The sequence below is a fragment of the Caloramator australicus RC3 genome (genome assembly GCF_000297115.1).
Classification (GTDB): Bacteria; Bacillota; Clostridia; order Clostridiales; family Caloramatoraceae; genus Caloramator; species Caloramator australicus.
Genome location: NZ_CAKP01000111.1, coordinates 1 through 19,574, shown reverse-complemented (window position 1 = coordinate 19,574; position 19,574 = coordinate 1). Strand labels below are relative to the sequence as shown.

The 19,574-nt window shown below is 30.5% G+C and carries 20 protein-coding genes; 2 read left to right on the top strand and 18 right to left on the bottom strand.

The annotated features are described in order from the left end of the window. Positions 1 to 388: 388 nt before the first annotated feature. From CAAU_RS10670 to dapF, 18 genes are all read right to left on the bottom strand, one after another. Positions 389 to 1,024 (bottom strand): thiamine diphosphokinase, encoded by a 636-nt coding sequence (locus CAAU_RS10670; protein WP_008909447.1) that lies wholly within the window; start codon positions 1,022 to 1,024, stop codon positions 389 to 391. Position 1,025: 1 nt separating this feature from the next. Next, complete coding sequence (rpe, locus tag CAAU_RS10665; protein ID WP_008909446.1) at positions 1,026 to 1,679, bottom strand: ribulose-phosphate 3-epimerase; 654 nt, start codon at positions 1,677 to 1,679, stop codon at positions 1,026 to 1,028. Continuing rightward, a complete protein-coding gene (gene rsgA, locus CAAU_RS10660) occupies positions 1,676 to 2,557 on the bottom strand; it encodes a ribosome small subunit-dependent GTPase A (protein WP_008909445.1) in 882 nt (293 codons plus the stop codon). Before rsgA ends, rpe begins: the two co-directional genes overlap by 4 nt. A gap of 14 nt (positions 2,558 to 2,571) precedes the next feature. Then, positions 2,572 to 4,248, bottom strand: coding sequence for a Stk1 family PASTA domain-containing Ser/Thr kinase (pknB, locus tag CAAU_RS10655; protein WP_008909444.1), 1,677 nt, complete (start codon positions 4,246 to 4,248; stop codon positions 2,572 to 2,574). Next, the gene (locus CAAU_RS10650) at positions 4,245 to 4,970 is read right to left on the bottom strand and encodes a Stp1/IreP family PP2C-type Ser/Thr phosphatase (RefSeq protein ID WP_008909443.1); all 726 of its coding nucleotides are present in this window, start codon (positions 4,968 to 4,970) and stop codon (positions 4,245 to 4,247) included. Before CAAU_RS10650 ends, pknB begins: the two co-directional genes overlap by 4 nt. An 11-nt stretch (positions 4,971 to 4,981) precedes the next feature. Next, positions 4,982 to 6,001, bottom strand: a complete 1,020-nt coding sequence (gene rlmN, locus CAAU_RS10645) for a dual-specificity RNA methyltransferase RlmN (RefSeq protein WP_008909442.1) — start codon at positions 5,999 to 6,001, stop codon at positions 4,982 to 4,984. A 5-nt stretch (positions 6,002 to 6,006) separates the two neighbouring features. Continuing rightward, positions 6,007 to 7,347, bottom strand: coding sequence for a 16S rRNA (cytosine(967)-C(5))-methyltransferase RsmB (gene rsmB / locus CAAU_RS10640; RefSeq protein ID WP_008909441.1), 1,341 nt, complete (start codon positions 7,345 to 7,347; stop codon positions 6,007 to 6,009). Positions 7,348 to 7,356: 9 nt separating this feature from the next. Next, positions 7,357 to 8,043 carry a zinc metallopeptidase gene (locus CAAU_RS10635; RefSeq protein WP_008909440.1) on the bottom strand — a complete coding sequence of 229 codons (687 nt, stop codon included), beginning with the start codon at positions 8,041 to 8,043 and terminating at the stop codon, positions 7,357 to 7,359. Positions 8,044 to 8,055: 12 nt separating this feature from the next. Further along, positions 8,056 to 8,985, bottom strand: a complete 930-nt coding sequence (fmt, locus tag CAAU_RS10630; protein WP_040306541.1) for a methionyl-tRNA formyltransferase — start codon at positions 8,983 to 8,985, stop codon at positions 8,056 to 8,058. Next, positions 8,985 to 9,437 (bottom strand): peptide deformylase, encoded by a 453-nt coding sequence (gene def / locus CAAU_RS10625; RefSeq protein WP_008909438.1) that lies wholly within the window; start codon positions 9,435 to 9,437, stop codon positions 8,985 to 8,987. The genes fmt and def overlap by 1 nt, the downstream gene beginning before the upstream one ends. A gap of 14 nt (positions 9,438 to 9,451) precedes the next feature. Beyond that, on the bottom strand, positions 9,452 to 11,866 hold the full coding sequence (gene priA, locus CAAU_RS10620; protein WP_008909437.1) for a primosomal protein N': 2,415 nt from the start codon (positions 11,864 to 11,866) through the stop codon (positions 9,452 to 9,454). Between the two features lie 31 nt (positions 11,867 to 11,897). Then, positions 11,898 to 13,091 carry a bifunctional phosphopantothenoylcysteine decarboxylase/phosphopantothenate--cysteine ligase CoaBC gene (gene coaBC / locus CAAU_RS10615; protein ID WP_008909436.1) on the bottom strand — a complete coding sequence of 398 codons (1,194 nt, stop codon included), beginning with the start codon at positions 13,089 to 13,091 and terminating at the stop codon, positions 11,898 to 11,900. 15 nt (positions 13,092 to 13,106) lie between these two features. Then, the gene (gene rpoZ / locus CAAU_RS10610) at positions 13,107 to 13,337 is read right to left on the bottom strand and encodes a DNA-directed RNA polymerase subunit omega (protein WP_008909435.1); all 231 of its coding nucleotides are present in this window, start codon (positions 13,335 to 13,337) and stop codon (positions 13,107 to 13,109) included. Between the two features lie 3 nt (positions 13,338 to 13,340). Further along, positions 13,341 to 13,949 carry a guanylate kinase gene (gmk, locus tag CAAU_RS10605; RefSeq protein ID WP_008909434.1) on the bottom strand — a complete coding sequence of 203 codons (609 nt, stop codon included), beginning with the start codon at positions 13,947 to 13,949 and terminating at the stop codon, positions 13,341 to 13,343. 18 nt (positions 13,950 to 13,967) lie between these two features. Further along, entirely contained in the window at positions 13,968 to 14,252 is a 285-nt protein-coding gene (gene remA / locus CAAU_RS10600; RefSeq protein ID WP_008909433.1) for an extracellular matrix/biofilm regulator RemA, read from the bottom strand. Positions 14,253 to 14,267: 15 nt separating this feature from the next. Next, entirely contained in the window at positions 14,268 to 15,146 is an 879-nt protein-coding gene (locus CAAU_RS10595; protein ID WP_008909432.1) for a YicC/YloC family endoribonuclease, read from the bottom strand. A 114-nt stretch (positions 15,147 to 15,260) separates the two neighbouring features. Further along, positions 15,261 to 16,418, bottom strand: a complete 1,158-nt coding sequence (locus tag CAAU_RS10590) for an aminotransferase class I/II-fold pyridoxal phosphate-dependent enzyme (protein WP_008909431.1) — start codon at positions 16,416 to 16,418, stop codon at positions 15,261 to 15,263. Between the two features lie 55 nt (positions 16,419 to 16,473). Beyond that, positions 16,474 to 17,295, bottom strand: a complete 822-nt coding sequence (gene dapF, locus CAAU_RS10585) for a diaminopimelate epimerase (protein ID WP_008909430.1) — start codon at positions 17,293 to 17,295, stop codon at positions 16,474 to 16,476. A gap of 72 nt (positions 17,296 to 17,367) precedes the next feature. Here dapF and CAAU_RS10580 point away from each other — a divergent pair, with 72 nt between their 5' ends. Together CAAU_RS10580 and CAAU_RS10575 are read left to right on the top strand one after the other, a co-directional pair. Further along, positions 17,368 to 19,092, top strand: a complete 1,725-nt coding sequence (locus tag CAAU_RS10580; RefSeq protein ID WP_008909429.1) for an Rqc2 family fibronectin-binding protein — start codon at positions 17,368 to 17,370, stop codon at positions 19,090 to 19,092. 150 nt (positions 19,093 to 19,242) lie between these two features. Continuing rightward, the coding region (locus tag CAAU_RS10575) for a transposase (protein WP_040306537.1) at positions 19,243 to 19,574 on the top strand (332 nt) is incomplete at its 3' end.

The following is a 19,574-nucleotide window of genomic DNA, read 5'->3' as shown; positions in this document are numbered from 1 at the left end:
TTAAAAAATACCACGATAAATATATTAAGCAAGCACCTATAATAATGATCCAAATCCAAAAAGGTATAATAACAGCCAATAGCATCCCAAATCCAATGCCAAGTATTATAATGGCTAAAACATCGATTATTTTTAGTTTTATTTTGTCTTTTAGCATACTTTCCTCCATTAACTATTACTAAAGAAAAAAAGGCCAGAATATATCAGGCCTATTCCAAGTAAAACAAGCCAAATCCACACCGGCATCCAAGCAATAATTATGATCGTTCCAATTAAAATCAATAATATCCCCAATATTTTTGATTTTTCCCTTTCATTTTTTATCATATGATCACCATTTTTATTTTATATATTCATTATATGTAAATCCTAATAAAGTTGATACTGCTTATATCTTTTTAAATATCAATACTTCTCCATCTCCAACCTTAATTTCGCATTGCCTATCGATCATTACATTTGATATACCTAGTGGTCTTCCAAAATCAATAGTTGTATTCTCTAATCTATACATTAGCCCCTTAGAATACAGACCCTTTACAGACTTATATATAGGAATAATTGATAAAGTATCACCAATTTCTCCTTCTATTTTTATAAAATCTTTGCACAAATAAATATAAAAATCATCAGTAACGATATAACCCTTTGCATTATTTTCATATATATAGTGTAGAAGATATAAATTTGCCAATGTGTGATCAATCCTTCCGCCTACCCCTCCTAGTATACATATTTCATCGCATCCTTGTTCGATAGCTTTATTTATACAAAGCTCAGTATCAGTATAATCCTTTTCTTTTGGATATCTAATAACTTCCACACCTATGTCGATAAAATAATTTAAAACTTCAGTTTCAATGGAATCAAAGTCCCCAATTAAAAAATTAGGAATAATGCCTAACTCATAGGCATAATTCCCTCCTCCATCAGCACATAATATAATACTTGCTCCCTGAATTTCTTTTTGTAATAAAGTAGTATTCTTTATCCTACCAAAGTTAAAAATTAATGCTTTTTTCATCCTAACCACCGATTTCCTTAAATTTCCTAACTGTTTTTTCTACATCATCTGAACAAAAAATAGCAGAGCCAGCAACAATCACATTGGCACCTGAATTAACAACATCTCTCAAATTATTTAAATTTATACCACCATCAACTTCAATATCGATATTTAACTTCCTTTTTTCTATCATTTGTTTTAAATTTTTAATCTTACTTATGGCATAAGGTATAAATTTTTGACCTCCAAATCCAGGATTAACGCTCATTATGAGAACCATATCAAGATTTTCTAAAACATAGTCTAAAACTTCCAATGGGGTCGCTGGATTTATTGCAACACCAGCTCTTTTCCCAAAAGATTTAATTAAATTAACAGTTCTATCAAGATGAATACATGCTTCCTGATGAACTGTAATTATATCTGCTCCAGCTTTTACAAAATCCTCTATATACTTATCTGGATTTTCGATCATCAAGTGCACATCAAATATTAAACTCGTTAATGGTCTTATGGCTTCAACTACAAGTGGACCAATTGTTATATTAGGAACAAAATGACCATCCATAACATCTATATGAACATAATCAGCTCCAGCCCTTTCAATTCTTTTAATTTCTTCTCCCAATCTGCTAAAATTTGCTGAAAGTATTGAAGGTGCTAGCTTCATCATCTAGTGTTCCTCCTATTTTCAAGTATTTCATTTAGAAAATCTAAATAATTATTATATCTAATTCTACATATGTTTCCTTCTTCTACATTTTCTATTATAGCACAATCCTTTTCTTTTACATGTAAACAGCTTGAAAACTTACATTGACCAATAAAATTTCTGAATTCTTTAAAATAATACTGCAAATCGTTTGGTTCTATAAATGACAAATCTAAGGTGGAAAAGCCCGGTGTATCTACTAAATATGTCTCATCATCTATTCTGATTAGCTGTGCATGCCTTGTAGTATGTTTTCCTCTCCCTATTTTCTCGCTTATTACTCCCGTTTCCATCTTGACCTTATCTTGTAGAGAATTAAAAAGCGAAGATTTTCCAACTCCTGACGGCCCTGCAAATGCGGTTATTTTACCTTTTAAGAAGGCTTTTAACTCATCTAAACCTTCTTTTTTTAAAGCATTTGTTTTTATCACTTTATATCCTGCTTCTGTGTAAATCGAATACACCTTTTCAAATTTGCCATCTTCATCTAAATCAGATTTATTAAGGCAAATGAGACAATCTAAATCCTTTTCTTCAACATGAACCAATAATCTATCTAAAAGTGTAAAACTTATATCAGGATCCTTAAGAGCAAATACAACAACTACTTGATCTACATTAGCAACTGGTGGCCTTATAAGTTGGGATTTTCTTTCTTTAATTTCTTTAATAAGGCCCTGCGAATTATTGATTTTTTCAATATAAACCCTATCACCAACTAAAGGAGTTATATTATCTTTTCTAAATTTTCCTCTTGCTTTGCACTCAATTAATTCTCCATTCTGCAATTCAACATAGTAGAATCCACCTATACCTTTTACAATGATACCCTCCTGCATAATTTCCTCCTTTATTATTGGTTGTCATTTTCCTGTTGTTGAAGATTATCATCTAATTTATTTACAGTAACATTTATTAAAGTTCCCTGTCTAACTTCAACACCATCCACTACACTTTGCAATATAATTTCTCCGTCTTTATAGTTAGGATCATATCCATAGTTTACAATTCCAAGGTTTAATCCAGACAATTTTAATGTTTGTTTTGCCTGCTCCAAACTCATACCAAGTAGGTTGGGAACTTTAACTATTTTAATTTGTGGCCCATCGCTTAAAATTACATCAATTGCAGTTCCTTCTTTAACTTCAGAACCTGATAATGGATTTTGATCAATAATAAATCCTTTTTGTACTTCATCACTATATTGTTTTTCAATATTACCTAAAGTTAATTTGTATTTCCTTAACAGAGTTTCTGCATAGGTTAAATCTAATCCTTTAAGATCCGGAACAGCTACCATCTTCGGGCCCGAACTTACAATAACCTTAACAACAGAATTTTCTTTAACCGTGGTTCCTTCTTCAGGAATGGTAGATATAACCGTCCCTTCTGGCAAATCACTGCTTTGTGTTCCTTCTATTTCCATAATCAATTTATTACTTTCAAATATTTTGCGTGCATCTTCTTCACTTAATCCCACTACATTAGGCACTTTTACATCTTTTATAACAAAATACTTATTAAAAACAAAATATCCTAACGCTGTTATGGATAAGAATAATATAATAACTATAGATATAATTAAAGGCTTCTTATTTCTTTTACCTTTGGCTTTATTTTTATTTAATTCATCTTCTATGCTTTCTTGGGAAATTATTCTAGTTTTTTCTATGTCATCACCTTTATTTAACAGGGAAATTCCAGGATTATTGATTGCTCTATTGATATCCATAATAATTTCTTTTGCATTTTGATATCTTCTTGTCATATCCTTTTGCATCATTTTAACGACAATATCATTTACTGCTATTGGAATATTGGGATCAACCTTTATAGGCTCCTCTATTTCATCCTGTATATGTTTTATTGCTATAGTTATTGGACTTTCTGCATCATAAGGAGGTCTTCCAATAAGCATTTCATAAAATACAACCCCAAGGGAATAAATATCAGTTCTATGGTCGCTATATACACCCCTTGCCTGCTCTGGTGATAAATAATGGACAGACCCCATAACCTTTCCAGTATTTGTTACTGTATTAAAGGTTGACGCCCTAGCAATACCAAAATCGGTAACTTTTATAATGTTATCTTCTGTTATTAAAATATTATGTGGCTTTACATCCCTATGGACAACACCATTTTTATGTGCATGATCAAGGGCTTGGGAAATTTGTAAAATAATCCTTAATGCTTCATCATATTTAATTTTACCCTTTTCTTTGATATAATCCTTTAACGTTTTTCCCTTTATATACTCCATAACAATATAATTTAATCCATCATTTTCGCCAACATCAAATATGCTAACTATATTAGGATGGGATAAGCTTGCTGCGGCCATAGATTCTCTTTTGAATTTGCTTAAAAATTCTGTATCGTTTGCAAATTCTGGTCGTAATATTTTTACTGCTACAAATCTATTTAATAAAGTATCCTTTGCCTTAAAAACTAAAGCCATTCCTCCGTCGCCAACTTTTTCAAGAAGGATATATCTATTGTTAAGTATCTTGCCACTTAATTCCTTCATCTCCCATCCTCCTTTCTTGCAATAACCACAGAAATGTTGTCAGATCCTCCCCTATCATTTGCAATTTCAATTAGCATTTCTACTGCATCTTCTTTTTTGTCATTAACAATTTCAAATATCTCTTCCTTTGATAGATAGGAAGTCAAACCATCGGTGCATAATAAAATTAAATCGTCTTTATTAAAATCTACTACGATAACGTCAACAATTACATTTCTCTCTAATCCTATAGCCCTTGTTATTAGATTTTTCTTTGGATGATTTTCTGCCTCAATTTCTGTAATTGTTCCATTTTTAACCAGTTGCTGAACAAAAGAATGATCCTCAGTAAGTTTTCTAATACCATCTTTGTTTATTAAATAAGCTCTGCTATCTCCAACATGGCCGATATAAGCCTTGTCAAAAACCATCAAACAACATGTTAGTGTTGTTCCCATGCCACTTAACTGATTTGCATCTTTGGATTTCTCATAAACTCTTAAATTAGCCTCAAGCATAGCATCTCTTATCAATTCTGTTTTATCGTTATATTTATTGAAATTATTAAAGACAAAATCTCTAAGAGCTAATGAAGCTAATTTACTTGCTACCTCTCCTGCATTATGCCCTCCCATTCCATCTGCAACAGCAACAAGTGCATAGCTGTTGGATCTTAACATAATAACATAGTCTTCGTTTAGCTCCCTTGCCTTACCAATATCAGTTTTGCATTTGATATACACACAACCACCCCTTAAGTTATAAACCTTCTTCTTAGTTGCCCACATGCAGCATCGATATCATTTCCAAGCTCCCTTCTTATAGTTGTATTAATACCGTGGGATTCTAAAATATCCCTAAAATTTTCTATCCTTTTTCTATCAGGTCTTTCAAAATTTCTTTCGCTAACTGGATTAACTGGAATCAAATTCACATGACATAAAAGTCCTTCTAATCTTTTAGATAACTCTTTTGCATCCTCAATTGAATCGTTGATATCCTTAATCAACGCATATTCAAAGGTTATTCTTCTATTGGTTTTTTCAACATAATATCTGCAAGCTTCTAACAATTCGTTCATACTATACCTATTTGCAATCGGCATGATTTTCTTTCTTTTGTCATTGTTTGGAGCATGTAAAGATATGGCTAATGTAAGTTGTAATCTCAAATCAGCTAAACGTTTTATTTCAGGAACTAAACCGCATGTCGATAACGTTATATGTCGCATTCCAATATTTAAACCTTCTTTGGAATTAATAAGTTCTAAAAATTTTAAAACATTATCAAAATTATCTAAAGGCTCTCCTGTTCCCATTAAGACAATATTTGAAATCCTGATATTTTGGTCCTTAGAAATTGCTAAAACTTCCCCAAGCATTTCACCAGGTGATAAATCTCTAATTTTCCCACCAATAGTAGATGCACAAAAGGAACATCCCATGTTGCAACCTGCTTGTGTTGAAATACATACCGAATTCCCATAGGAATATCTCATTAAAACAGCTTCAATAAGATTACCATCCTTCAATCTTAATAGGTATTTAACTGTGCCATCTGACGATTCTTGCTTAGCTTCTATAAAAATATTCTTAATTATAAAGTTCTCCTTTAACTTATCCCTAAGTTTTTTAGGAATATCTGTCATTTCGTCAAAATCCTCTATCCCATTATTTATCCATTTAAAAATCTGCTTAGCCCTAAATTTAGGTTCCCCTAAAGAAACAATAAATTCTTCGATTTCCTTTAATGATAAATCCCTGATATCATACATTGTAATCACCATAACCTTTTTAATTTGCAAATAAAAAATCCATCAGTATTATTTATATTGGGATATAATCTTAAATAAGTTCCATCGATTAGGCTGTTTTTAAATTCAATAGGAACTAATTCACTAATATTCACTAATTCAAAATTAGTGTTTTCATTTAGAAACTTTTCAATAATTTGCTCATTTTCATCCTTTGTAATTGTGCAAGTACTATATAGGATCTCTCCATTAATCTTAACATATTTAGATGCATTCTTTAACAATATAGATTGAATTTTAGTAAGATCCTTTATATTCTTCAAACTTACATTCCATCTAATTTCAGGCTTTTTTCTAATAAGCCCCAAGCCAGAACAAGGGGCATCTAAAAGGATCTTGTCAAAGTTATTTTCAAATTCTTTATAAAAACCAGTTGCATCTTTTAACATCGGCTTTATAATACCTATTCCAAGTCTTTTTGAATTTTCATTAATGAGATCTATTTTATGTTCATGGACATCAAAGGCAATTATTTCTCCCGTGTTTTCCATAAGCTCTGCCATGTGGGTTGCTTTACCTCCAGGTGCAGCACACATATCAAGAACCTTTTCTCCTGGTTTTGGGTTTAAAATTATCGAAGCCATCATAGAGCTTTGATCTTGGACATAAAAGAGTCCATCTAAAAACTCCTGCATCTTTTCTATTTGGCCTACTTCCTCTATTATCAGTGATTCCTTTAGTTGTCCATCTTTAACTTTTATTCCTCTACTTATAATTTTTGCCTTTAAGTTTTCTTTTGAAGATTTTAATGTGTTTACCCTAACTGTCAATTCAGGTGCTTGATTGTTTGCATCCATTAAATCGATTAAAAATTTTTCATCAAAATATTTAATGAAATAATCTATAAACCATTTAGGATGTGAATACTTAATGGACAAAAATTTAGTTTTATCTTTTTCGTTTATAATGTCAAATTCCTGTTTATTTCTTATAATGTTTCTTAAAATACCATTAACAAAACCGGATAATCTTGGTGCTTTTAATTTGCATAAAACAACAGATTGATTTACTGCTGCAAATTCAGGAACTTTATCCATTAAAAATATCTGATATACTCCAATCCTAATGCAATTTAATGCCCATACATTTAAATCCTTTAAGTCTTTTTTGCAAAATTTTTGAATTAAATAATCTATCTTAAGCTTCCATCTTAAAGTTCCATATACGATCTCTGTTGCAAAAGCTCTATCTAATGATGATAAATTGTATTTCTTAAAATATTGATTAATCCTTATATTTGAAAAGACTTTCTTTTCATCTATTTCACTTAATATCTTTAGAGCTACATACCTAGCTTTGTCCTCCATATTTTCCTCCTAATCTCTGTCCCTTGTAATAAAAATCAATCTTAGAAGTTGAGAAATTGCCATTAATGTTGCAGCAACATAAGTAAGTGCAGCTGCATTTAGAACCTTTTTTGCGCCTTTTAGTTCATTTTCAAAAAGGAGTCCATTGCTGTCTAGTTCAATTAAAGCCCTTGAACTAGCATTGAATTCAACAGGTAAAGTAATAATTTGAAAGGCTACAACAGCTGTAAACAATAAAACACCTAACCTTGCAAGTCCCATAGCCCCCATGAATAAACCTAATAATATTAATATCCATGACAAATTAGAACCTATATTTGCTACAGGAACTAAGGAATTCCTTATCAATAATGGAACATATCCTTTATTATGCTGAATTGCATGCCCTGCCTCATGTGCTGCAACTCCAATAGATGCTATTGATGTGCTGTAGTAAACATCCTCTGACAGCCTTAAAACTCTTTGGGAAGGATCATAATGATCGGTTAATCTCCCTGGAATAACAACTATAGGAATATCATAAAGTCCATTTCTATCCAATATTATCCTGGCTGCCTCAGCTCCTGTTAATCCTCTTATTGAAGCAACTTTTAAATATTTAGAAAATGTCATTTGAATTTTACTTTGAGCATAAAAAGCTAAAAGCAAAGCCGGAACTAAAAATATAAACGTAGGATCATAATAACCATAATACATACATATCCCCCTTTACTCTACGATACTTCCAATTTCTATTTGATGTCCATTCAAATAAGAGTCTACAGACATGCGTTTGCCGCCCATCTCCTGCAGCTCAGTTATAATTATTGAGCCTTCTTTACAAGCGATTTCAATGCCGTCCCTTGTAACATTAAGTATCTTACCTGGAATATCGCTAATATTATTATTTCCAATTTTAGCTTTCCATATTTTTATCATATTGTTTTTATAATAGAAATAAGCCCCTGGCCAAGGTAATAATCCCCTAATAAGATTATAGATTTTATTGTTATCCTCATTCCATTTTACATGTCCCATTTCCTTAGTAAGCATTGGTGCATAACTTGATAGGGAATCCTCCTGTTTTTGAGGGACAATGCTTCCCTCTTCAATTTTTTTCAAAGTTTCAATAATCAAATCTGCACCAATGATCATCATTCTATCGTGCAATTCTCCTGCTGTTTCATCATCTTTTATCTCGATTTCCTTTTTTAAAAGCATATCACCAGTATCTAAACCTACATCCATAAGCATCGTAGTAACTCCAGTTGTTTTAAATCCGTTTATTATAGCCCAATTAATAGGTGCAGCACCTCTTAACTTTGGGAGCAACGATGCATGGACATTAATACACCCATATTTAGGAATTTCAAGTATCTCTTTTGGTAAAATCTGTCCGTATGCAACTACAACGATAACATCTGGATTTAATTTTTTAATTAAATCAATTACTTCATCGTTATTTCTTAATTTTTGTGGTTGATATACTGGAATATTATTTTTAAGTGCAACCTCCTTTACAGGTGGAGGTTGCATTTTTTGTCCCCTTCCTTTAGGTTTATCCGGTTGAGTAAACACTGCCAATACTTCATGATTTTTAATCAAATTATTCAAAGTTGGCACAGCAAAGTCAGGAGTTCCCATGAAAATTGTCCTCATTAGATCACCTCATCACTCTCTATTCTATCTATATAAAGCACTCCGTTTAAATGGTCGATCTCATGGCATATTGCTCTTGCAAAAAGATCTTCTGCATCTAAAATTACTTCCTCTCCTCTTTCGTTCAATGCTTTAACTTTAACTTTTTTAGGACGTTTTACAGTTCCACTTCTGTTTGGAATACTTAAGCATCCCTCTTCGTCCACTTGTTCTCCTTCCTCAAAAACAATTTCTGGGTTGATAAGTTTATAAAGTCCTTCACCAACATCAACAACTATTATTCGTTTTAAAATTCCAACTTGAGGTGCTGCAAGTCCAACTCCATTTGCTTCATACATGGTATCCACCATGTCATCTATTAAAGTCAAAATTTTATTGTCGATTTTTTCAACAGGTTTGCTTATCTTCCTTAGAACATCATCCCCAATTGTTCTTATCCTTCTTATTGCCATATAATTACCTCCTATCAAAGCATATTGTTTGGATTAATATCCATCGAAAAAGAAATCGGACTATTTCCTAATTCATTATACAATATTTTGTTTATTTTATAATAATATTCTACCACTTTACCTTTAAAAATCATATTCCATCTAAAAGTATTCTTTATTTTAGAAATATGACAAGGCGATGGTCCTAAAATTTTTACATCTTCGTGTTTTAGGGCTTCTTCAAAAATATATCGCAATTTATTTGAAGTCTTTATTAGCTCATTTTCATTTTGAGATGTTAGTAAAACATATATTATATCGGTAAAGGGAGGGTTATTCATAATTTGTCTCATTTTTATTTCATACTCATAAAAATTTTTAAAATCATGCTGACTTGCAAATTGAATTATAGGATTTTCTGGGTCATACGTTTGAATAATAACTTTACCTAATTTATCTCCTCTACCTGCCCTTCCCGAAACCTGGGATATAAGTTGAAATGTCCTCTCTGCTGATTTATAATCTGGCAAATTAAGAATGGTATCTGCTGTGATAATGCCAACTAAAGTAACGTTTTTAAAATCCATTCCTTTAGCAATCATCTGGGTCCCAATTAATATATCCGCTTCACCATTTTTAAAGGCTTTATAAATTTTTTCATGGGCGCCTTTATATTTTGTTGTATCCATGTCCATTCTTAATACGCGTGCATCTGGAAAGTATTTTAATATTTCGTTTTCTATCTTTTCTGTTCCGGCTCCAAAGTATTTAATATATTTGCTTCCGCATTTAGGACATACATTAGGAATATTATAATCCTTACCGCAATAATGGCAATTTAAGGTATTATTATAATAGTGATATGTTAATGTTATATCACAATCGGAGCACTTAGCAACATATCCGCAGGATCTACAGGAAACGAAGGTCGAATAACCTCTCCTGTTTATAAATAGAATCGTTTGATTTCTTTCTTGTAAATTAATAGAGATTTCTTCTAAAAGTTTTTTACTAAAAACACTTCTATTACCATTTTTTAATTCTTTTTTCATGTCGACTATGGTAACTTCTGGGAGAATGTTGCTATTTGCCCTTTTTAATATTTCAATTAGATGATATTTGCCATTTTTAGCATTATAGTAACTTTCTAACGATGGTGTTGCAGAACCTAATATTAATAAACCATTGGTTGCCTCAATTCTTAGTTTTGCTACATATCTTGCATCATATTTAGGAGTTATTTCAGATTTGTAAGTATGTTCGTGTTCTTCATCAATAATAATCAGTTTTAAATTTTTTACTGGAGCAAAAACTGCAGACCTTGCTCCAATAACCAAACTTACTTCTCCATTATAAATTCTTCTCCATTCATCAAAGCGTTCTCCTTCAGAAAGCCTACTATGTATAATTGCTACATTTGAACCGAACCTTCCTTTAAATCTTTCCACCGTTTGAGGAGTCAGAGAAATCTCTGGGACTAAAACTATTGCCCCATAACCATTTTTTAGAAATCTTTCTATCAAAGAAAGATAAATTTCTGTTTTTCCTGAACCAGTAACCCCATAAATTAGTGAGGTATTCTTTCCATTATTATAAGCAGCTAAAATCTCATCTATTGCTTTTTTTTGTTCTAAATTTAATTCGATTTTATTATATTTATACTCTTCATTATATGGGTTTCTAAAAACCTCAACATATTCCTTTTTAATTAATCCCCTATTAATTAATGTATTTAATACTGAGGAAGAACAGTTATTACTACTTTTCAACACTCTTGATGATAAAGAACCATTATTATTTATTAATTGATTTAAAGTCCAGATATGTTTTTCATACCTTTTAGAATTTTTATTTACTTCTATAAAATTATAAGCATCATTTATATCAACTAAACTGTATATAAGTTCCTTTTTAGGTTTTACCATTAAATCTATAGTTTCTTTAATTTCAATTAAGCCTTTTTTATAAAGATTTAAAAGCTGCGTCCTTTTAATGCTGTATCCAATTGATTTTTCTATTTTTTCTAAAGGAAGAAATTCATTCTCAATATATCTTAAGAATTCATATCTTTGTTCATACTTTTCGTCAAAATTAAATCTTTTAACATAAATTTTTGTTTTAACATTATTGGGAGGCAAGAACAATTTAATAGCTTCAAACAAAGTGCAAAGATAACGTTCTTTAATTTTTATTGCTATTTCGATCGTTTTATCATCAATAATTATATTTTCATCTAATATATCGTATATTTTTTTGAGTTCATTCTCAACACCTGAATATTCCTTTATATTTAATACTAAACCCTCTACTAATTTATTTCCTAATCCAAAGGGAACTATAACTCTTTTCCCTCTTTCAACTAAATCATCAAACTCTTCAGGCACTATGTAATCAAACTCTTTATCAAGTTCTTTAAGATTTGTATTTAATATAATAGAGGCTATTTTCATGCAAACCCTCCTAAAAGAAATAAAAAGCGCCTTAGCGCTTAACTTTTAATTCCAAGATATAATTTAATATAATGTTTGCTAGTTCCTCCTTTAACATATTAGGAAGCTGAATAATTTGTCCATCATTCTTAATAATCTTAACAGTATTTGTATCATGATCAAAACCTGAATTTTCTTCTGTTACATCATTAGCAATTATCATATCTAAATTTTTTCCTTCTAATTTAAGCTTTGCATTTTTAATTAAATCGTTTGTCTCTGCTGCAAATCCAACAAGTATCTGCTTAGATTTTGCTTTTCCCATCTCCTGTAAAATATCTTTATTTTTTATTAACTTTAATTCAAAGGAATCCTCTGTTTTCTTTATCTTAACCTTGCTTGTGCCTTCAACTTTATAGTCGGCAACTGCAGCTGCCTTTATAGCAATATCAACTTCTGGATAATATTTCATTACTTCTTTAAACATTTCCTCTGCTGTCTTTACTCTGATGACTTTTACACCCACCGGGGGTGCTAAATTAGTAGGTCCTGTAATTAAGATTACCTCTGCACCTCTGTTTCTAGCTGCTCTTGCAATTGCATACCCCATTTTTCCTGATGACCTGTTAGATATAAATCTTACAGGATCAATATATTCAACAGTTGGACCTGCAGTCACAAGAACCCTTTTGCCTAAATAGTCTTTTTTCTTTTCAAGAAGCATTTCAATATAATCAAATATCAAATCAATATCATTTAACTTGCCCTTTCCAACATATCCACAGGCAAGCCTTCCTTCTATCGGTTCTATAATATGATAACCGTATTGTTTTAATATTTGGATATTCCTTTGAACTATAGGGTTTTCATACATATTAACATTCATTGCAGGTGCTATTAAAACAGGTGCCTTTGTTGCCATGACTGTTGTAGTAAGCATATCATCGGCTATACCATTAGCAATTTTACCTATAACATTTGCAGTGGCAGGAACAATTGCTAAAACATCCGCCTTATCAGCCAATGAGATATGTTGTATTTCCCAGCTCTTTGGCTCTAAAAACATGTCAACTATAACCTGGTTTTGACTTAAAGACTGAAAACTTAACGGAGTTACAAACTTTGTAGCCGATTCTGTCATTATCACATCAACATTAATATCCTTTTTCCTAAGTTTACTTACTAAGTCAAGTGCTTTGTATGCGGCTATACCTCCCGTCACACCCAAAACAACATTTTTAGACATACTAACACCTCAACATTACTTAATTCCGGTTTTAACAGCGTGATATTTGATTTTCCCCTTATTGATTTCATGAATTGCAATTGTAACAGGTTGATTAGAATCAACCTTAACTAAAGGTTCTTCCCCTGCAACTAATTGTCTTGCTCTTTTTGCAGTAACAACAACCAAAGAGTATCTGTTATCTATTTTTTCTAAAAGCGATAATATAGGTGGATTAATCATTGAGCTTTCTTTACTAATATGCATACATTATCCCTCCTGCTCAAAATATCCTGCTCTTAACATTCTATTGCACTTGCATTTTTCTGCAACAATTATACATTCAATCTTTTTAACAGCCTCATCAACATAGTCATTAACAACGGCATAATCATATTTAGACATATATTTTATTTCTTCAAATGCCGCTGTAAATCTTGTATTTAAAGAATCTTCTGTTTCAGATCCACGTTTTATTATTCTGTTTTTTAGTTCCTCCATAGATGGTGGTAAAATAAATATAAACACTCCTTCTGGATATCTTTCTTTAACCATTAGAGCCCCTTGAATGTCAATTTCCAATATAACATCATTACCCTTTTTAAGTTCCTCTTCCACATATTTTCTGGGAGTTCCATAATAGTTACCATATACAGTAGCATATTCTAAAAACTCATTTTTTTCTATCATATCTTCAAATTTTTCCTTTGATACAAAATAATAGTTAATACCTTCCCTTTCACCTTCTCTTGGTGATCTTGTGGTGCATGAAACAGATATCTTTAAATCCTTATTCTTTTGTAACAAAGCTTTACATATTGTTCCCTTCCCCGCACCTGATGGACCTGAAATTACTATTAATAATCCTTGCCTTTGCATCATATACTCCTTTCTTTATTATTCTTCATCATCTTCAGTATCTTCTATATCCTCCTCAACATCCTTTGATGTTAGTCTATGAGCCACAGTTTCAGGTTGAACAGCTGACAAAATAATGTGGTCACTATCTGTAATTATAACAGCCCTTGTTCTTCTACCGTACGTTGCATCAATAAGCATACCTCTATCCCTTGCTTCTTGTATTATTCTTTTTATTGGTGCAGATTCTGGGCTTACAATGGCCACAAGCCTGTTGGCGGAAACTATATTTCCAAAGCCTATATTTATTAGTTTTATACCCATACTTTAACCTCCTAATTATTCTATATTTTGAACTTGTTCCCTAATTTTTTCTAATTCACTTTTTATATCTATAACTAAATTTGCTATACTTAAGTCATTTGCCTTTGATCCTATAGTATTTGTTTCTCTATTCATTTCTTGTATTAAAAAATCCAGTTTTCTTCCGACAGCTTCATCGCTTTCTAAGGATAATCGTAATTGTTCAATATGGCTTTTTAATCTCGTTATTTCTTCATCAATATTAACTTTATCAGCAAAAAATGCTACTTCATTTAACAACCTAGACTCATCTATTTCTACATCCTTTAAAAACTCAGAAACCCTTAATTTTATCTTTTCTCTATACTCATCAATTATACTAGGACTTCTTTTTTCTATCAAATTCACCTTTTCACTTATGATCATACATCTTTCTAAAATATCTTGTTTTAATTTTAAACCTTCTTTAGTTCTCATGTCAATAAATACAGATAAAGCTTCATCTAAAGCTTTTTTCATAGTATCCCAAACTGTTTCGACATCATCCTCATTTTTTTCGATAATAATTACGTCAGGTGCCTTAGCAAGAAGTGAAAGAGTAATCTCCTCTTGAAGATTGAATTTCTTTTTAAGCTCAGAATAAACATTATAATAATAACTTGCTACCTGTTCATCTAAAACAACTTTTATATCGTCATCACTAAATTTTTCTTGACTTACAAAGACATCTATTTTCCCTCTAGATACCCTTGAAGATATGTATTTTCTTATGTTATCCTCTAAAGATATTAAATGTTTTGGTAGCCTTATGTTAATATCTAAATATCTATTGTTTACTGATTTTAACTCAATTACAAATCGTCTATTATTTTCTTCACATTCTCCTCTTCCATAGCCAGTCATACTTTTTATCATATTTTTCACCTGCCGTTAGTATATAAATATATTACATTCTTCCTAATTATACATAATAATATATCATTTTTTCAAGTTCAAATTAAAATTTAAATTGGACATGCAATGCATGCCCTAAATAATTTTTATAATTCTTTCTGCTGCTGATTTTAAAATATTTGTTTGAAGGGTCAATGAAATCCTACAAAATCCCTCTCCCATATCTCCAAAGGCATTACCAGGAGTAATCATAACTTGTGCCTTTTTTAAAATTATTTCACAAAATTCCTCTGAGGAATAACCATCAGGAACTTTAAACCATACATAAAATGTTCCTTTACTATCATAGATATCAAAATTCCCTTGTTTTAATATGCTATTAACAATTTTTCGCCTTTCCCCGTAAACACTATTCATATAACTTATAAAATAATCACCATAATCAAGGGCTTTTGACGCAGCTAATTGAATAGGCAAAAACTGACCAGAATCAATATTTGATTTTATAATTGATAGTCTTTTTATTATCTCCTTATTACCTACAATATATCCTATTCTCCAACCAGTCATATTATAACTCTTTGACAAACTTCCAATTTCAACAGCTATTTTTTTAGCCCCTTCAACTTGTAATATGCTATTTTTATATCTTTCTTCCGCTACTAAATTTACATAAGCTGCGTCATTCACTATTGCTATATCATTTTTAATTCCAAAATTAATTAACTCAGAAAAAACCTCTAAATTTCCACAAGCTCCTGTAGGATTATTAGGATAATTAACTATTAATATTTTAGCTTTTCTTACTACCTCATTATGGATCCCATATAAATTAGGCATATAGTCCCTTTCTCGTTGTAAATATATCTTATAAGGAATGCATCCAGCAATTAATGATGAATAAAAATAAACAGGATAACCCGGATCAGGGATTATACAGTAATCTCCTGGGTCTGTTAGTGCCATTATTAAATGTGCTATCCCTTCCTTAGCTCCAATTAGTATTCCAACTTCATTTTCATAGTCTAAATCAACATCAAAATGTCTTTTATAAAAGTTTGCAATTGATTTTTTTAGCTCATTAGTTCCACTATAGGGCGGATATTTATAAAAATCTTTTCTATTAAGGACATGAATTAATTCATCAACTATAAACTGAGGTGTTTTTATATCCGGATCCCCTATGCTTAAATCGATTATTTTAATATCATTTTTTTCAAATTCCTTTTTATATTCTTCTAATCTTGCAAAAACATAATGTGGAATTTCTGATATCCTATTTGATAATTTCAAAAAAAATCCCTCCAGAAATTTACTAATATTATAATATTCCGGAGGTTTTCAGAGGTTACTCAAAAAAATTCCCTTCACATATAAATTCAGCAGGACCTTCCATATAAACATCATCATTATACTCTATAAATAAGCTTCCAGCTTCAAGTTCTACCTCAACTAAATTGTTTGTTAAGCCATTTAAGTATGCTGCAACCACTGAAGCACAGGATCCTGTCCCACAAGCAAGTGTAAGTCCAGCTCCCCTTTCCCAAGTTTTTACCTTAATTTTTTTATTGCTTATCACTTTTACAAAATTAACATTTGTCTTATAAGGATAAAAATCCAATTTTTCAATTTGAGGTCCAAAAATTAAAATATCATCATCTTTAATATCTTCAGTATATATTATCGTATGGGGAACTCCCATCAATAAAGTTGAAGCGATGAATTTTTTTTCATTTAAATTTATTTCATAATTTAAATTGTCTACCTTTAAATTGAAAATACTTTCGATATTATTAATTTGAGGTTTTCCCATATTAATTTTAACAAAATTAACTAAAGAATTATTAATTTTTAGTTCCGCAACCATAATTCCTGCTAAAGTTTCAATAATCATTTTTTCTTTTTTTAGTATCTCTTTTTCAAACACATATTTTGCAAAACATCTTATTCCATTCCCACACATTTCAGCTTGACTACCATCGCTGTTAAATATGAGCATCTTTATATCTGCAATCTTTGACTTTTCTACTACTAAAAGGCCATCAGCACCAATACCAAAATGCCTATCGCATATTTTTCTTGCCAAATTTGAATAGTCAATATTTCTACCGTCTAAATTATTTATTACAATAAAATCATTACCTAATCCATGCATTTTTGCAAAATACATATTATGACCTCCTTTTACATTTATAAGTTAAATGCTATAATCAATTATGACTTTAAGAAAGGGGGAACATTCATGCCATTTGACGGTGCTTTTACTCGAGCCATAGTAAAGGAAATATCTAATTTAAAAGGTGCAAGAGTTGATAAAATTCATCAACCCACTAAAGATGATTTAATAATAAATCTTAAAAAGGATAAAATCAATTATAAATTACTTCTATCTTCTAATCCATCCTATCCGAGAATTCAAATAACTAATATTAACAAAGAAAATCCCCAGACTGCACCCAATTTTGTAATGGTATTAAGGAAATATTTACAAAACTCTCGCTTGGAAGATATAAAACAGATAAATTTTGACAGAATTGTTGAAATTAAATTTGAAGGTAAGGATGAACTAGGCTATTCTTCATATTATTATATTATTATAGAGATAATGGGAAAACATAGCAATATAATACTTCTCGATGAAAAATATAAAATTATCGATGCTATTAAACACCTTGGTAGTGATATGAATAGATATAGACTTGTTCTCCCGGGAGTGGATTATGTTTTTCCACCAAATCAAGGGAGGATAAATCCACTTGAAATAGATGCACAAACTTTCGAAAATTTAATAGTAAAAAATCCTTCTAAAAAATTAATTAATTTTTTTTCCGAAACATTTTTAGGCCTTAGCAAACAATTAAGTGCTGAAATATGTAAAAGTTTTGAGGATAAAAATATAAAAGATTTATCCGATAATGATAAACTTATTATTAAAAATAATTTCTTCTATTATTTAGCAAAGATAAAAAGTAATGATTTTCTATATATTTTATATTCTCAAGACAATAGACTAATAGACTATTACATTTTTGACCTTGAAAATTATAAAAATTATCAAAAAGAAATACTAAATTCTCCCTCAGAATTACTGGATAAATTTTATAATCAAAAGGATATCCAAGATACCCTTAAACATAAATATAGCGATCTCATAAAATTAATTAAAACTTTATTAGAAAAAAACATAAAAAAAATCGAAGCTTACAATAACAAAATATCCGAATGCCAAGGATATGAAAATTTTAAAATTTATGCAGATATATTGATGGCAAATCAATATAGCATTAAGTCTAATCAAAAAGAAATTAGTTTACCAAATTTTTATGATAAAGATTTAACCCTTATTAACATACCTCTAAATGAAAACCTTAATGCAGTTGAAAATGCTCAAGAATACTATAAAAAATATGCCAAATACAAAGCAACAACCGAAATATTAGAAAAGCAATTAAAAGAAGCCCTTCAAGAAAAAGAATACTTAGAAGGCATCTTATATAGTATAGAAAACGCTAACGATATTGATACATTAGAAGAAATTAAACATGAACTAATGTCTTCTGGTTATTTAAAACAAAGGAAAAATACAAAAAAACAAATTAAATCAGCCCCACATCATTATATTTCAAGCGACGGCTTTGATATTTATGTAGGTAAAAACAATATCCAAAATGATTATTTAACTTTAAAATTTGCAAATAAAGATGACATTTGGTTACATACAAAAAATATCCCAGGATCCCACGTAATAATTAAATCAAGATCGGGCTTTGTGAGCGAACAGGCTTTATTAGAAGCTGCCTACCTTGCAGCATATTATAGCAAAGGTAAAAATTCAACCAATGTCCCCGTCGACTGGACTTCTATAAAAAATGTAAAAAAACCCTCCGGCGCAAAGCCCGGAATGGTAATATATTATACCAATAGAACTATCTATGTTACTCCAGATGAACTAAAAATAAAAATTTAAAAAGATTGAATAATTAAAATAGGGGCTACATGCTGTAGCCCCAGACTGTTGACAAAGTATAATTTTTTAAAGAGAATCCATCGCAAAAAAAGGATTCTCTTTTTTTATGTCGAAATATAATAATATACGAAGTAATAAAGGAGGATAAGTATGCTAACAATCAACAAAGATAAAACTCGTAGAGAACAAGTAGAATTTATCTCTGTTGATCAATTGGTTCCAGAAGATCATTTAGTTAGAAAAATAGAAAAAGTTATCAATTTTGATTTTATATATGATCTTGTAAAGGACATGTATTGCTTAGATAATGGAAGACCAAGCATAGATCCTGTTGTATTAATTAAAATAGTTTTAATTCAATATATGTTTGGTATAAAATCTATGCGTCAAACAATAAAAGAAATAGAAACAAATGTTGCATACAGATGGTTTCTAGGATTTGGTCTTACTGACAACATTCCCCACTTTAGCACATTTAGCAA